This is a genomic window from Caballeronia telluris (assembly GCF_001544495.1).
In the GTDB taxonomy this organism is placed as follows: Bacteria; Pseudomonadota; Gammaproteobacteria; order Burkholderiales; family Burkholderiaceae; genus Caballeronia; species Caballeronia telluris.
This window is the reverse complement of record NZ_FCNZ02000013.1, coordinates 91,508-107,283: the sequence shown is the minus strand read 5'-3', so window position 1 is coordinate 107,283 and position 15,776 is coordinate 91,508. Positions and strand designations below refer to the sequence as shown.

Genomic DNA, 15,776 nt, shown 5'->3' with positions numbered 1-15,776 from the left:
GAAACCATGCCGCGCCGCGCCCTCATCGTGATCGATGTCCAGAATGAATACGTCACCGGCAATCTGCCGATCGAATATCCGGATGTGAACGTCTCGCTTGCCAATATCGGCCGGGCGATCGACGCCGCGCACGCGCACCGCGTGCCGGTGGTCGTCGTGCGGCAGGTGGCGCCGGCCACTTCGCCGCTTTTCGCTGCGGATTCGCACGGCGCTGAATCGCACGAGGTGGTCGCGAGCCGCCCGCACGCGCACCGGATCGACAAGGCGCTGCCGAGCGCCTTCGCCGGCACCGATCTCGCCGGCTGGCTGGCGGAGCACGAGATCGACACGCTCGTGATCGCCGGCTACATGACGCACAACTGCGACGATTCGACGGTGAAGCACGCCGTCCACGCGGGTTTGTCGGTGGAATTTCTCTCCGACGCGACGGGTGCCGTACCCTACGAAAACCGCGCCGGGCGGGCGAGCGCGGAGGAAATCCACCGCGTCTTCACGGTCGTGATGCAGTCGCGTTTCGCGGCGGTGCTCACCACCGCCGAATGGATCGCCGCGCTCGACACGGGCGAGGCGCCCGCGCGCGATTCGATCTACGCGTCGAACCAGAAGGCGCGTTCAGGCCGCGCCGCGGGTTGAGCGCAGCGCCGGGCTGTAGCGCAGCGAGTCGAAGCAGGCGTCGATCAGCCGTTCGGCGTCGCGCTCCAGATCGACGCCTTCGGGGAACATGAGCGAGTCGTGCAGGATGCCGGTGAAAAGCGCGTGGAGGATCGTCGTGGCCTGCCGCGTGTCGAGGTCGGCGGGAAGCTGGCCCTGCGCGATCGCGTTGACGAGCCCGCGCTCGATGCGCTCGATCCCCTCGCGCATGTTGTTCTGATGCCGCTCGCGCACCGGCCCCATTTCCTCGACGAACTCGCATTTCAGAAAAAGAATGTCGAACACGCGCCGGCGCTGCTCGTCGAGCGCGATGTTGCGCATGCACCAGACGAAGATGTCGCGCATCCGGCCGAGCGGATCGGGCTCCTTGCTATCGAGCGTCGCGACGATCAGTTCGTCGAGCGGCATGAGACTGCGGTCGAACATGGCGGTAAACAGGTCGCCCTTGTTCGCGAAATGCCAGTAGATCGCGCCGCGCGTGACGCCGGCTTCCTGCGCGATGTCGGCGAGTGTGGTGCGCGACACGCCCTTGTCGTAGAACACGCGCTCCGCCGCGTCGAGAATGCGGTTGCGCGTCAACTGCGCTTCTTCCTTGGTTCGTCTGACCATATCCTGCGGCCGTGGCCGTCATCTCCTGCTTCACTGCGATCGCCTGGCCGCTGCGGTTGCAGCGGCGTCAAATGTTTGTCAAAGGTAATCGGTACCTTTGAGGGGAATCCGCTCCCGCCCCGCATCTTGAATTAATTTCGTCACTTATACATTCATTCATGAATGTATATACAATACCATCCGTCGATCGATGACCCAAGTCATGTCGAACGGTTAATATCCGACAAGCTTTCAATCCAACCGCCCGATTCAGGCCGTCCCTCCGGCCGAAGGCGCCATCAGAGCGCCACGCGCGGGCATGAATGACGAGTCGGCGCCGGCCGTTTTATCTGCCAGCCGGCTGTAGGTCAGCGTCGTGAAGACGCTCGTGCGCGGCCTGCCCGAAGAAGGCGGCCGCGCACTTATTTCAAACTCAGTCTTAGACAGAGGTCGCTCCATGCGCGTCGAACGGGTTCCATTCCGCTTAATCAGTGCCGCGACGGCTGCCTTGTTTTTTGCAGCCTGCGGACAAAAACAATCGGCACCGCCGCCGCAGACGCCCGAAGTGGGCGTCGTCACCGTCCAGCCGACCAGCGTGCCCGTCGTGGACGAACTGCCGGGCCGCACGAGCGCGTTCCTGAATGCACAGGTGCGCGCGCGGGTCGATGGCATCGTGCTGCGCCGCGAGTTCACCGAAGGCGCGGACGTGAAGGCCGGCCAGCGCCTCTACAAGATCGATCCGGCGCCCTACATCGCGGCGCTGAACAACGCCAAGGCGACGCTGGCGAAGGCGCAGGCGAACGTCGCGACGCAGAACGCGCTCGTCGGGCGCTACAAGGTGCTCGTCGCAGCGAACGCGGTCAGCAAGCAGGACTACGACAACGCCTTTGCCGCGCAGGGCCAGGCGGTCGCCGACGTCGCAGCCGGCAAGGCCGCCGTCGATACCGCGCAGATCAACCTCGGCTACACCGACGTCGTCTCGCCGATCAGCGGCCGCACGGGTCTCTCGCAAGTGACGCCCGGCGCATACGTGCAGGCGAGCGCGGCCACGCTGCTCACGACCGTGCAGCAGCTCGATCCGGTGTACGTGGACCTGACGCAGTCGAGCGTCGAAGGTCTCAAGCTGCGCAGGCAGATCCAGGAAGGGCGTCTGCAGACGCAGGGCATCCACGCGGCGAAGGTGACGCTCGTGCTCGAAGACGGCCGCGTCTATCCCGAAGCCGGCAAGCTCCAGTTCTCTGACGTGAGCGTCGATCAGGGCACGGGTTCCGTCACCGTGCGCGCGATTTTCCCGAACAAGGACCGCGTGCTGCTGCCGGGCATGTTCGTGCGCGCGCGCATCGAGGAAGGCGTGAACGACCGGGCGCTCGTCGTGCCGCAGATCGGCGTGACGCACGACCAAAAGGGTCAGGCGGTCGCGCTCGTGATCGGCCAGGGCGACAAGGTCGAACTGCGCACGCTCGTGACCTCGGGCACGCACGGCAGCAACTGGGTGGTCGACAGCGGGCTGAATCCGGGCGACCGCGTGATCGTGAATGGCGTCGAGAAAGCGAAGCCGGGCATGACGGTCAAGCCGGTGGCGGCTCAACTGCCCGCCCAGCCTGCCTCGGACGCACAAGCGGCGGCTCTATCCAATGCATCCGGCGCGCCCGCCGCGAGCGGCGCGCAGGGCGCCGCGAGCGGTGCAGCGGGGGCGTCGAGCGCTCAGGCCGCATCCGGCGCGCAATAACAGGGAGCCTGTTTCATGGCAAAGTTTTTTATCGATCGTCCGATCTTCGCCTGGGTGATCGCCATCATCCTGATGCTGGCGGGGATCGCGTCGATCTTCAACCTGCCGGTCGCGCAGTACCCGACCATCGCGCCGCCTGCGATCCAGATCAGCGCGACGTATCCGGGCGCATCGGCTTCGACCGTCGAAAACACGGTGACGCAGGTGATCGAGCAGCAGATGAGCGGCCTCGATCACTTGCTGTACCTGTCGTCGACGAGTGACGACTCCGGCACCGCGACCATCACGCTGACGTTCGCCGCCGGCACGAATCCGGACATCGCGCAGGTGCAGGTGCAGAACAAGCTGCAGCTCGCGACGCCGCTTCTGCCGCAAGCCGTGCAGCAGCTCGGCACGAAGGTGACGAAGTCGAGCAGCAGCTTCCTGCTCGTGATGGCGTTCGTCTCCGAAGACGGCACGATGAGCAAGTACGACCTCGCGAACTACGTGGCGTCGAAGGTGCAGGACCCGATCAGCCGGATCGACGGCGTGGGCACGGTCACGCTCTTCGGCTCGCAGTACGCGATGCGCGTGTGGCTCGACGCGACCAAGCTGACCAACTACAGCCTCACGCCCGTCGATGTGAAGACCGCGATCACGGCGCAAAACGTGCAGGTGGCGGGCGGCGGTCTCGGCGGCACGCCGTCGGTGCCGGGCCAGATGCTGCAGGCGACCATCACGGAAGCCACGCTGCTGCAGACGCCCGAGCAGTTCGGCAACATCCTGCTGAAGGTGAACCAGGACGGCTCGCAAGTGCGCCTGAAGGACGTGGCGCGCATCGAGCTCGGCGGCGAAAACTACAACTTCGACACGAAGTACAACGGCGCGCCGACGGCCGGCTTCGGGATCCAGCTCGCCACGGGCGCGAACGCGCTGCAGACGGCGAAACTGGTGCGCCAGAAGATCGACGATCTGTCGAAGTACTTCCCGCACGGGCTTGTCGTGAAGTATCCGTACGACACGACGCCGTTCGTCAAGCTCTCGATCGAGGAAGTGGTCAAGACGCTGATCGAAGGTATCGTGCTCGTGTTCCTGGTCATGTACCTGTTCCTGCAGAACCTGCGCGCCACGCTGATCCCGACGATCGCCGTGCCGGTGGTTCTGCTCGGCACGTTCGCGGTCATGTCGATCGTCGGGTTCTCGATCAACACGCTCTCGATGTTCGGTCTCGTGCTCGCCATCGGCTTGCTGGTGGACGACGCGATCGTGGTCGTGGAAAACGTCGAGCGGGTGATGGCGGAAGAGGGCTTGTCGCCAAGAGACGCCACCCGCAAGGCGATGGAGCAGATCACCGGCGCGCTGATCGGCGTGGCGCTCGTGCTCTCCGCGGTGTTCGTGCCGGTGGCGTTCTCGGGCGGCTCGGTCGGCGCGATCTACCGGCAGTTCTCGCTCACGATCGTCGCGGCGATGGTGCTCTCGGTGCTCGTCGCGCTCATTTTGACGCCGGCGCTCTGCGCGACCATTCTCAAGCCGATCCCGCAGGGCCATCACGACGAAAAGACGGGCTTCTTCGGCTGGTTCAACCGCACCTTCGCGAAGAGCCAGACGAAGTACCACAGCGGCGTCGAGCACGTCATCAGGCGCTCGGGCCGCTGGCTCATCATCTATCTGGTGGTGATCGTCGCGGTGGGGATGCTGTTCATCCGGCTGCCGAAGTCGTTCCTCCCCGACGAAGACCAGGGCACGATGTTCGTGCTCGTCCAGGCGCCGGTGGGCTCGACGCAGGAACGCACGGCCAAGGTGCTCGTCGACGTGCAGAACTATCTGCTGAACGACGAGAAGGCGATCGTGGAATCGGTGTTCACGGTGAACGGCTTTTCGTTCGCGGGCCGCGGCCAGAACTCCGGTCTCGTGTTCGTGCGGATGAAGGACTACGCGCTGCGGCAGTCGAGCAACGAGAAGGTGCAGGCGCTCGTCGGGCGGATGTTCGGGCACTTCGCGGGCTACAAGGACGCGATGATATTCCCGGTCAACCCGCCGTCGATTCCGGAACTCGGCACGGCCTCGGGCTTCGACTTCGAGTTGCAGGACCGGGCGGGCGTCGGCCACGCGAAGCTGATGGAAGCGCGCAACATGCTGCTCGGCATGGCGGCGAAGGACCCGTCGCTCGCGCAGGTGCGTCCGAACGGCCTGAACGACACGCCGCAGTTCAAGGTCGATATCGACCGCGAGAAGGCGAACGTGCTCGGCGTGACGACTGCCGACATCGACCAGACGTTCTCGATCGCGTGGGCGTCGCAGTACGTGAACAACTTCCTCGACGTCGACAACCGGATCAAGAAGGTCTACGTGCAGGGCGAACCGCGCTTCCGCATGAATCCGGAGGACCTGAACGCGTGGTACGTGCGCAATGCGTCGGGCGGGATGGTGCCGTTCTCCGCGTTCGCGACCGGCCAGTGGATCTTCGGCTCGCCGAAGCTCGAACGCTACAACGGCATTTCGGCGGTCGAAATCCAGGGCGCGGCGGCGGCGGGCAAGTCGACCGGCCAGGCGATGACGGCGATCGAGGCGATTGCGGCGAAGCTGCCGGCGGGTATCGGCTACGAGTGGACGGGGCTGTCGTATCAGGAACGCCAGTCGGGTTCGCAGGCGCCGATTCTGTACGGCATCTCGATCCTCGTCGTGTTCCTGTGTCTCGCGGCGCTGTATGAAAGCTGGTCGATTCCTTTCTCGGTCATCATGGTGGTGCCGCTCGGCGTGCTCGGCGCGTTGCTTGCGGCCACGCTGCGCGGTCTGGAAAACGACGTGTTCTTCCAGGTCGGCCTGTTGACCACGGTCGGTTTGTCGGCGAAGAACGCGATTCTGATCGTCGAATTCGCCCGCGAACTGCGCATGCAGGGCATGTCGACGATCGAAGCCGCGGTGGAAGCGGCGCGGCTGCGGCTGCGCCCGATCCTGATGACGTCGCTCGCGTTCATTCTCGGCGTGCTGCCGCTCGCGATCAGTAACGGCGCGGGCTCGGCGAGCCAGCACGCGATCGGCACCGGCGTGATCGGCGGCATGCTCACGGCGACCTTCCTTGCCATCTTCATGATCCCAATGTTCTTCGTCGTGATCAGCAAGTTCAGCAAGAGCAAGGATACGCCGACACCGGGCACGTCGGCCGCGATCGAAGGCCCGCACGGCGGCGACGGCAATGGCGGTGCGCCCAAGGAAGGACATTGAAATGCTTAGACACTCTTTGATGGCGACAGCCGTCGCCGCGGCGCTCACCGTGCTCGTGGCCGGCTGCACGTTCGAGCCGAAGTACGAGCGGCCGGCCGAGCCCACCACGTCGACCTTCCCGGAAGGCGGCATCTACAGCAACCAGCCGACTTCGTCGTCGACTGCAAGCAACGGCCGCACGGCGAACAACCTCGCGGCGCCCGACATCGGCTGGCGCGATTTCTTCAACGATTCGCGCTTGCAGCGCATCGTCGAACTCGCGCTGAAGAACAACCGCGACCTGCGCGTTTCGGTGCTCAACGTCGAGGCGGCGCGCGCGCAGTACCAGATCACGCGCGCGGCGCTGCTGCCGACGATCGACGCGGTCGCGAGCCAGAACAAGCAGCGCACGCCGCGCGATCTGTCGTTCTTCAACCAGACGATCTCGAATACGTATTCGGTCGGGCTCAATGCGTCGTGGGAAATCGACTTCTTCGGGCGCATCCGCAGCCTGAAGGACCAGGCGCTCGCGCAGTATCTGTCGACGGCGGAATCGCGCAAGGCGGCGGAGATCGCGTTGGTGTCGTCGGTGGCGGACCAGTATCTGCAAATGCTCGCCGTCGACGATCTCTTGACCGTCACGCGCAATACGCTCAAGACGGCCGAGGATTCGTACCGCATCACGAAGCTGCAATACGACAACGGCGTGGGGTCGGAACTCGACGAGCGTCAGGCGGAAGGCATCGTCGAACAGGCGCGCGCGAATCTGCAGACGGAGATGCGTCTGCGGGCGCAGGCGGAGAACGCGCTGGTGCTGCTCGTCGGCGAACCGCTGCCGGCCGATCTGCCGACGGGTTTGCCGCTCGACAGCCAGAATCTGCTCTCCGACATTCCGGCCGGCTTGCCGTCCGATCTGCTCGTGCGCCGGCCGGACATCGCGGCGGCCGAGCAGTCGCTGCTCGCGGCGAACGCGAACATCGGCGCGGCGCGCGCGGCGTTCTTCCCGCGCGTCTCGCTGACGGGCAGCTTCGGCACGCTGTCGCCGACGCTCGGCGGGCTGTTCAAGCCGGGCTCGGCGGCGTGGTCGTTCGCGCCGCAGATTTCGGTGCCAATCTTCGAAGGCGGCACGAACCTCGCCAATCTCGATCTGGCGCAGGTGCAAAAGCGCATCGAGATCGCGAACTACGAGAAGGCGATCCAGAACGCGTTTCGCGAAGTGGCGGACGGGCTCGCTGCGCGCGGCACCTTCGACGACCAGATCAAGGCGCTCGAACGCTTCACGAATTCGCAGAGCCGGCGGCTGGAATTGTCGGATTTGCGGTATCGGAACGGGGTCGACAGCTATCTTGCGGTGTTGACGGCGCAGACCGATCTGTACAACGCGCAGCAGTTGCTGATCAACGCGCGCCTGCAACGGCTGACGAATCTCGTCGACCTGTATCAGTTCCTCGGTGGCGGGTGGATCGAGCACGCGGGTGATCAGCCGCGTCCGGCCGACGCGCCGGTCGACTACGGTTCAACGGCGCCGGCCGTTCCGGCTTCGGGAGCGCCGGCTGCGTCGTCAGCGACGGTTTCGCAGATGACGCCCGTCGAACGGTTGCTGCCGCGCGCGCCGCAAGCCGAATCGGCTCGGAAGACCGTCGCGCCGGGCTGATTCGCCGGACGCGCAGGACAAAAAACCGCAGTCTCGAAAGAGGCTGCGGTTTTTTTTGCTTTTCAGCGAGACGAGGCGTCGCTCAGACCCCGATCGCTCCGCCATCGTCCTTCGTGATGAAGATCGTCGCCGAACGCGGACGCGCCGTGCTCGCGGCGTTCCCCTGGCTGTCCGGCCAGTGGCTCGTGAGCTTCGACACCGTCCCGTCTTCGCCCGGATGCTGAATGTTCACCATCAGCGTCTTGTTGTCGGGTGTCATCGCGATGCCGGTCAGTTCGCATTCCTTCGGCCCGACCAGAAAGCGCCGCAGGTTGTGCTCGCCCGGATTCGCGCCCTTGAACGTCGCCGTGCCGCCGCCCGCGGTGATCGCGCCGCCGTCGCCGACCTGGCCCGGCGTCGCCGCGAGCAGCATGCAGTTCGTCGTCGATGTGTAGGCGCCGTCGTCGGTTTCGATCCACAGCATGCCGCGCGAGTCGAACCAGAGGCCGTCGGGGCTCGAAAAGTCATTGTTGTCGGTGAGCGCGGAGAGGTTGTAGCCCGGCGCCTGCGCCGACGGCGATCCGAACAGGTACACGTCCCACTGGAACTGGGTCGCGTCGGCGCGGGCGTTCGCTTCCCGCCAGCGCAGGATATGCCCGTTCACGTTGCCCGGGCGCGGGTTCGCCGCATCGGTCGCGCTTTGCGGGCGCACGGCGGCGTTGCCGTTGGTCAGCGTCACGTAGACCTCGCCGTTCGCGGGATGCACGGCCGTCCACTCCGGCCGATCCATCTTCGTCGCGCCGACGATGTCCGCCGCGAGCCGCGTGTCGATCAGAATGTCGGCGTCGCTCGCAAACGACGCGAGCGCGGCATTCGAAGTCGACAGCGCAACCCAGTTGCCGGTGCCGTCCGCGTTGAATTTCGCGACGTAGAGCGTGCCTTCGTTCAGATACTTCGCGCCGGCGGCGAGGCCCTTGTCGGCGGCGGACCACGGCGCCTTCGACACGAACTTGTAGATGTACTCGTTGCGGCTGTCGTCGCCCATGTAGAACACGAGCGGCTGGCCTTCGACCGGGTTCGACGGCTGGCAGCCCTCGTGTCCGAAACGGCCGAGCGCGGTGCGCTTGACGGGCGTCGAAGCCGGATCGAACGGATCGATTTCGACCACCCAGCCGAACGTGTTCGCGACGTTGGCGTAGTTGGCTGAACCATCGGAAGAACCGCCGGCGCCGGGCGTCGACGAGGTGTCCCAGCGGCGGTACAGGTCGCCCTCCGGCGTGCTCCAGCCGTAGTTGCCAGACTGTCCGGCTTTCACGCCATAACGATTGAGGCTCTTTGCGTCGGCGCGCGTGGTGTCGGTGGCGGCGCGCTTGAAGTAGCCAGCCCAGTTTTCCTCGCAGGTGAGATACGTGCCCCACGGCGTGTAGCCGTTCGCGCAGTTGTTGACGGTGCCGCGCGTGGCGAGGCCGTCGGCGGCGTAGAGCGTCTTCATGCGCGCCGAGCCCGCGGCCGGTCCTTCGATCGCGAAACGGCTCGCCGCCGTGAGACGCCGGTTCAGGCGCGAGCCGCGCACGTAAGCCAGCGCGTTGCCGGTCGAGCGCTTCAGTTCCAGCACGCTGACGCCGTGGCAGTTCACTTCCTTGTCGACTTCGGCGGCGGGGCGCGCGCCCGCGACGGTCGTCGGGCCGGCGGCGTGCAGGTAAGTCTGCGTGATGTTCTCGTGGTTCACGCAGAGCACGCCGCGATCGGAGCGCGAGGCGGCGTAGGTGCCGTTGTCGGCGAGACCGAAGAAGTGCATGCCGTCGTGATGATCGCCCGCGCGGCGATCGTACGATTCCGCGCTCTCCGAGCCGTTGCCCGACCAGCTCGCATCGCCGAACTGCTGTGGGTCGCCGAGCGCATACAGCACGCCGACGCTATAGCCCGCCGGCACCTTCACGATGTCGTCGAGGCTGTGGCCGACCGCGCTGAAGTTCAGCGTGGCCTTCGTGACGGCGGGGGGCGTCGGCGTGGCGGGAGTGTCGTCGGAACTGCCGCACGCGGACAGCGAAAACGAGCCGAAGAGAGCGGCCGTCGTCGCGGACAAGCCGCCGAACACCGTCTGCCGGCGGGTCAGGCGGGCGTTCAGAATGTCGGTGAAATGAAAGTTCGCGCTGGGGTTGTCGTCGTCGGGTTCGGTGTAGGTCTCGGGCGTGTGGGCGTAGCGGTTCTGGCTCATTGTGGATTTTCCGAGGGGAAGAAGAGTCCACGAATGTAGGCTGTCTGTATGGAAGTAATATTACAAAGAACTTTCTCGTTTGTCGGGTTTATCCCGAATCGTCTCAAGCGCAAAAACGCCGCGACTTTCGTCGCGGCGTCCGAGTGCCCAGGCGTTTATCGTTGCAGCGTTACTTTGCTTCCGTCGCCGTTCCGTCGAAATCGTGACCCGCGTGGCGAATCTCGCGGCGCGCATCGCGTTCCTTTCTCACGCCGTTGAAGATGACGTTCAGCACCACCGCCGACACCGACGCCAGCAGAATCCCGCTGTGCAGAATCGGTTCGAGCGCATGCGGCAGTTGCGAGAAGAACTTCGGCGCGACGACCGGCACCATCCCGAGGCCGATGCTCACCGCGACGATGAACAGGTTGTGGTGATTCTTCACGAAGTCCACCTTCGACAGCACCTTGATGCCGTTCGCCGCGACCATCCCGAACATCACGATGCCCGCGCCGCCGAGCACGAACGGCGGCACCGAGGCGACCACCTGCGCCATCTTCGGAAAGAGGCCGAGCACGACGAGGATCACGCCGCCCGTCGCGCAGACGAAGCGGCTCTTCACGCCCGTCACGCCGATCAGTCCGACGTTCTGCGAGAACGACGTATGCGGGAACGAGTTGAAGATGCCGCCGATCAGCGTGCCGAGTCCGTCGACGCGCAGTCCGCGCACCAGCGCCTTCTGGTCGACCGGACGTTCCACCAGATCGCCGACCGCGAGGAACATGCCAGTCGATTCGATGAAGGTGACGAACATCACGATGATCATCGTCGCGATCGAGAGCGGGTCGAAGTGCGGCAGGCCGAAGTGGAACGGCAGCACGACGCCGACCCACGGTGCGTGCGCGACGCCGTCCATGTTGACGAGGCCGAGCGCCGCCGCGATCGCGAAGCCCGCAACCATCCCGAGCAGCACCGAAATGTTCGCGATGAAGCCGCGCATGAACTTGTTGATGAGCAGGATCAGCATCAGCACGACGAGCGACAGCAGCAAGTACACCGGATTGCCGTACTCGGGATTACCGATGCCGCCCGCCGCCCAGTTGATCCCGACGCCCATCAGCGAGAGCCCGATCACCGCGATCACGGTGCCGACCACGACCGGCGGGAAGAAGCGCAGGAGCTTGCCGATCATCGGCGCGAGCAGGATGCCGACGACACCCGCCGCGATCGTCGAGCCGAACACGTCGAGGATGCCGAGGCTCGGATTCGTGCCGATCGCGACCATCGGACCGACCGCCGCGAACGTGCAGCCCATGATGACCGGCAGGCGAATGCCGAAGATCCAGAGGCCGAGCGTCTGGATCAGCGTGGCGATGCCGCACGAGAACAGGTCGGCGCTGATGAGGAACGCGATCTGGTCTTTCGGCAGATTCATCGCGGCGCCGAGGATCAGCGGAACCGCGACCGCGCCCGCGTACATCACGAGGACGTGCTGAATGCCCAGCGTGAGCAATTGTCCGGTGGGTAGCCGCTCGTCGCACGGATGCACGGTGTTCGAAGCCATATGCTGTCTCCTGATTGCTGTTCTGATTGAGTGGCATCAAAGGTAAGCGCCACAAAAAGGCACAACAAGACTGCGTGGCGCTATACGTCGCGTTCGCCGGACGATATGCAAGACGCGTCGGACGATCGGTGCGATCGGGCCGAAGCCCTTGCTGCAAGGGGCTTGACGCACATCGCCCGGTATTTGTCGCGCGGCGAAAGGCCACGATCTTGTGCGCGTCGTTATGATGTTTATCCGTCCGCCGATATAGGCCGTTTTCGACCACTCGTGCGGTCAAAGCGGGTTAACCCGTCTTTCTACGGGATTTCCCTTAACTTTTGAGGCTCCGAATTCCCATGCGTTTTCTCGGCATCGATCTCGGTACGGCTTCGCTGAAACTCGCCATCGTTGACGAGGATGGACGCGAAATCGCGTTCTCGAATGCCGCGTATGCGGTCAGGACCGAGCACCCTGGCTGGGCCGAGACGCCGGTCGACGACTGGTGGCATGCGCTTCTCGCCGCCGCGTCGCGGCTGCCGGCGGCCGAGCGCGAGGCCGTCCGCGCGATCGGCTTCTCCGGGCAGATGCACGGCGTCGTGCTGACGGACGGCCGAGGGCGCGCGCTGCGTCCCGCGATGCTCTGGCCCGACACGCGCGCTCGCGATCTTCTCGATGCGTGGCCTGTGCCGCAGGTCAATCCGGTCGCGCCCGGCATGGCCGGGCCGCTCTTGCGCTGGATCGCGCTCAACGAACCCGCGCTGCTCGACGAAGCCCGCTGGGCGCTCCAGCCGAAGGACTGGCTGCGCACGCGCTTAGGGGGCGAACTCGGGGGCGAGATCGCGACCGATCCGTCCGACGCCTGCGCGACCGCGCTCGCCGAGCCGTCCGGTCTCTGGGACGACGCGCTAATCGCGAACCTGGGCCTGCCGCGCAGATGGTTCGCGCAGTTGGCGCCTTCTTATGCGGCGGCGGGCACGCTGTCGGCCGAGGCGGCGGACGCGCTCGGATTGAAGGCGGGCGTCGTGATGGCGGTCGGCGCAGGCGATACGCCTTGCGCCGCGCTCGGCAGCGGCCTGTGCCGCGACGGCGACGCGCTGCTCACCACGGGCACGGGCGGCCAGATCGTCGTGATGTCGCACGATGCGCCCGCGTCGGTCGCCGGTTTGCACGCGTATCGCGCGGCCACCGACGAGTGGTACCGGATGGCCGCGATGCAGAACGTCGGCGTGGCGCTCGAAGCCGTGCGCGGCTGGCTCGCGTTCGATGCGTGGCCGCGCGCCTACGAGGACGCGTTCGCGGCGCAGGCATCGGCGCGCGTGAGCTTCCTGCCGTATCTGAGCGGCGAGCGCTCGCCGTGGTTGAATCCGTCGGCGCGCGGCGGCTGGCTTGGCCTCGGTCTATCCGACACGCGCGGCACGCTGATGCGCGCGGCGTTCGAAGGCGTCGCGTTTTCGTTGCGCGCCGGTCTCGATGCGATCCGTTCGAGCGGCGCAACGATGACAACGATGCGCCTCGCGGGCGGCGGCTCGATCGATCCGCGCTGGCGGCAATTGCTCGCCGATGCGCTGAAGGTCGAGCTGCACGCCGTCGATTGCCCGAACGCCGCGACGCGCGGCGCGGCGCTCCTCGGCGGCCTTGCGGTCGGCCACTGGCACGCGGGCGATCTCGCGACGCTCGCGCCATCCGCGACACTCGTCGCCACGCCTCGCGACGACGCCGCGCTCGACGAACGCCATGCGCGTTTCGTCGATCTGTACGGGCGCGTCAAGGACTGGTTCTGACATGAGACTTGCCTGAACGCTTACACTTGAACCCCGCGACGCTTTTGGCGCGCGACGTCGAGACATCACTTCGAACTTTCCATGCCCGCCATCGAAACTCCGACATCCACGCAGCCTGCACTACCCGATTTCCGCTCGCGCGAGTTCCTGCTGGACCACGCGTTGCGCACGATGACCTTCTATCACCCGCACTGCATGGACCCGGCGGGTGGCTTCTATCACTTCTACAAGAACGACGGCACGATCTACGATCGCAAGACGCGGCATCTCGTGTCGAGCACGCGCTTCGTCTTCAACTACGCGATGGCGTACCGGCACTTCGGCCTCGACGAGTATCGCGGCGGTGTCGCGCATGGCATCGACTATCTGCGGCGGTTCCATCGCAATCCCGAGACGGGCGGTTATGCGTGGACGCTGAACGGCCGCGACGTCACCGATGCCACGAACCATTGCTACGGCCTCGCGTTCGTCGTGCTGGCGTATGCGAAGGCGCTCGAAGCCGGTTTCGAAGAAGCGCGCGCCTACCTCGATGAAACGTGGAACCTGATGGAGTCGTGCTTCTGGGACGCACCACACGGCCTGTACAAGGACGAAGCGACCGCCGACTGGCAAGTGTCCGACTATCGCGGGCAGAACGCGAACATGCACGCCTGCGAGGCGTTCCTCGCGGCCTATGAAGCGAGCGGCGAAGCGCGCTATCTGGACCGCGCCGCGCTTCTCGCCGACAACATGGTGAACCGGCAGGCGGCGCTCGCGGGCGGCCTCGTGTGGGAGCACTACAAGCCCGACTGGTCGATCGACTGGGCGTACAACAAGGGCGATCGCAGCAACATCTTTCGTCCGTGGGGTTTTCAGCCGGGGCATCAGACGGAGTGGGCGAAGCTCTTGCTGATCCTCGACCGGCATCGGCCGGACGCGTGGCATCTGACGCGCGCGCGTGAGCTGTTCGACCGCGCGCTCGATTTGTCGTGGGACGGCGAGCACGGCGGCATGGTCTACGGCTTCGACCCCGAAGGCCGCTTCTACGACGAAGACAAGTATTTCTGGGTGCAGGCCGAATCGCTGGCGGCGGCCGCGCTGCTCGCTGGACGCATGTCGGAGCAGGGCGACGAAGCCGCGGCCCGGCAATACTGGAACGAATACGAACGACTGTGGGCCTATAGCTGGACGCATTTCGTCGATCACAAGTATGGCGCGTGGTATCGCATTCTGACCCGCGACAACCGCCAGTACAGCGACGAGAAAAGCCCGGCCGGCAAGGTCGACTATCACACGATGGGCGCGTGTTACGAGGTTCTGAACGTCACGCGCTAAAAGCCGAATTGCATTGTCATGAAAGGAGCGACACCATGAAAACCAAAGCCGCCATTGCATGGGAAGCGGGCAAGCCGCTGACGATCGAGGAAGTCGATCTCGAAGGGCCGCGCGCCGGCGAAGTGCTGATCGAAGTGAAGGCGACGGGCATCTGTCACACCGACTACTACACGCTCTCGGGCGCCGATCCGGAAGGCATCTTCCCGGCGATCCTCGGACACGAAGGCGCGGGCGTGATCGTCGATGTGGGGCCGGGCGTCGGCACGCTGAAAAAGGGCGATCACGTCATTCCGCTCTACACGCCGGAATGCCGCCAGTGCAAGTTCTGCCTGTCGCGCAAGACCAACCTGTGTCAGGCGATCCGCTCGACGCAAGGCCGCGGCCTCATGCCCGACGCGACCTCGCGCTTCTCGCTTAACGGCAAGCCGTTGTTTCACTACATGGGCACCTCGACGTTTTCGAACTACATCGTCGTGCCGGAGATCGCGGTGGCGAAAGTGCGCGAAGACGCGCCCTTCGACAAGATCTGCTACATCGGTTGCGGCGTGACGACGGGCGTCGGCGCTGTTGTCTATTCAGCGAAAGTCGAAGCGGGCGCTAATGTCGTCGTGTTCGGGCTTGGCGGCATCGGCCTGAACGTGATTCAAGGCGCGAAGATGGTGGGCGCCGACAAGATCATCGGCGTCGACATCAATCCGGGCCGCGTGGAACTCGCGAAGAAGTTCGGCATGACGCACTTCATCAACCCGAAAGAGATCGAGAACGTCGTCGATCACATCGTGCAGTTGACCGATGGCGGCGCCGACTATTCGTTCGAGTGCATCGGCAACACGAAGGTGATGCGTCAGGCGCTCGAATGCACGCACAAGGGCTGGGGACAGTCGTTCATCATCGGCGTGGCGGCGGCGGGCGAGGAAATCTCGACGCGTCCGTTCCAGCTCGTGACCGGCCGCGAGTGGAAGGGCTCGGCATTCGGCGGCGCGCGGGGACGCACCGACGTGCCGAAGATCGTCGACTGGTATATGGAAGGCAAGATCAACATCGACGATCTCATCACGCATCATCTGCCGCTCGAGCGCATCAACGAGGGCTTCGATCTGATGAAGAAGGGCGAATCGATTCGCTCGGTCGTGGTCTACTAAACCGGAGGCGACGAC

The 15,776-nt window shown here is 65.2% G+C and carries 10 protein-coding genes; 7 read left to right on the top strand and 3 right to left on the bottom strand.

Features of this window, described 5'->3' with window-relative positions; translation table 11 throughout:
• Nucleotides 1–6 precede the first annotated feature (6 nt).
• Nucleotides 7–633, top strand: coding sequence for an isochorismatase family protein (locus AWB66_RS18065; protein ID WP_087631552.1), 627 nt, complete (start codon nt 7–9; stop codon nt 631–633).
• On the opposite strand, the gene AWB66_RS18060 is transcribed toward AWB66_RS18065, so the two are convergent.
• Nucleotides 613–1,260, bottom strand: a complete 648-nt coding sequence (locus AWB66_RS18060) for a TetR family transcriptional regulator (RefSeq protein WP_087631551.1) — start codon at nt 1,258–1,260, stop codon at nt 613–615. The two genes, AWB66_RS18065 and AWB66_RS18060, sit on opposite strands and share 21 nt — an antisense overlap.
• Before the next feature lie 436 nt (nt 1,261–1,696).
• Here AWB66_RS18060 and AWB66_RS18055 point away from each other — a divergent pair, with 436 nt between their 5' ends.
• Genes AWB66_RS18055 through AWB66_RS18045 form a run of 3 tightly spaced genes read left to right on the top strand, consistent with a single transcriptional unit; the run spans nt 1,697 to nt 7,805 of the window.
• The gene (locus tag AWB66_RS18055) at nt 1,697–2,968 is read left to right on the top strand and encodes an efflux RND transporter periplasmic adaptor subunit (RefSeq protein ID WP_087631550.1); all 1,272 of its coding nucleotides are present in this window, start codon (nt 1,697–1,699) and stop codon (nt 2,966–2,968) included.
• 15 nt (nt 2,969–2,983) lie between these two features.
• Complete coding sequence (locus tag AWB66_RS18050; RefSeq protein WP_087631549.1) at nt 2,984–6,172, top strand: efflux RND transporter permease subunit; 3,189 nt, start codon at nt 2,984–2,986, stop codon at nt 6,170–6,172.
• A gap of 1 nt (nt 6,173) precedes the next feature.
• Nucleotides 6,174–7,805 carry an efflux transporter outer membrane subunit gene (locus tag AWB66_RS18045; protein ID WP_087631548.1) on the top strand — a complete coding sequence of 544 codons (1,632 nt, stop codon included), beginning with the start codon at nt 6,174–6,176 and terminating at the stop codon, nt 7,803–7,805.
• 82 nt (nt 7,806–7,887) lie between these two features.
• On the opposite strand, the gene AWB66_RS18040 is transcribed toward AWB66_RS18045, so the two are convergent.
• Together AWB66_RS18040 and AWB66_RS18035 are read right to left on the bottom strand one after the other, a co-directional pair.
• A complete protein-coding gene (locus AWB66_RS18040; RefSeq protein WP_087631547.1) occupies nt 7,888–10,002 on the bottom strand; it encodes a PhoX family protein in 2,115 nt (704 codons plus the stop codon).
• 169 nt (nt 10,003–10,171) lie between these two features.
• Nucleotides 10,172–11,545, bottom strand: coding sequence for a nucleobase:cation symporter-2 family protein (locus tag AWB66_RS18035; RefSeq protein ID WP_125469745.1), 1,374 nt, complete (start codon nt 11,543–11,545; stop codon nt 10,172–10,174).
• 335 nt (nt 11,546–11,880) lie between these two features.
• On the opposite strand from AWB66_RS18035, the gene AWB66_RS18030 reads away from it, so the two are divergent.
• The 3 genes from AWB66_RS18030 (at nt 11,881) to AWB66_RS18020 (ending at nt 15,761) form a co-directional block, all read left to right on the top strand.
• Entirely contained in the window at nt 11,881–13,305 is a 1,425-nt protein-coding gene (locus tag AWB66_RS18030) for a xylulokinase (protein ID WP_087631545.1), read from the top strand.
• 81 nt (nt 13,306–13,386) lie between these two features.
• On the top strand, nt 13,387–14,619 hold the full coding sequence (locus tag AWB66_RS18025; RefSeq protein WP_087631544.1) for an AGE family epimerase/isomerase: 1,233 nt from the start codon (nt 13,387–13,389) through the stop codon (nt 14,617–14,619).
• A 35-nt stretch (nt 14,620–14,654) separates the two neighbouring features.
• Nucleotides 14,655–15,761, top strand: coding sequence for an S-(hydroxymethyl)glutathione dehydrogenase/class III alcohol dehydrogenase (locus AWB66_RS18020; RefSeq protein ID WP_087631543.1), 1,107 nt, complete (start codon nt 14,655–14,657; stop codon nt 15,759–15,761).
• The last annotated feature ends 15 nt before the right edge of the window (nt 15,762–15,776 follow it).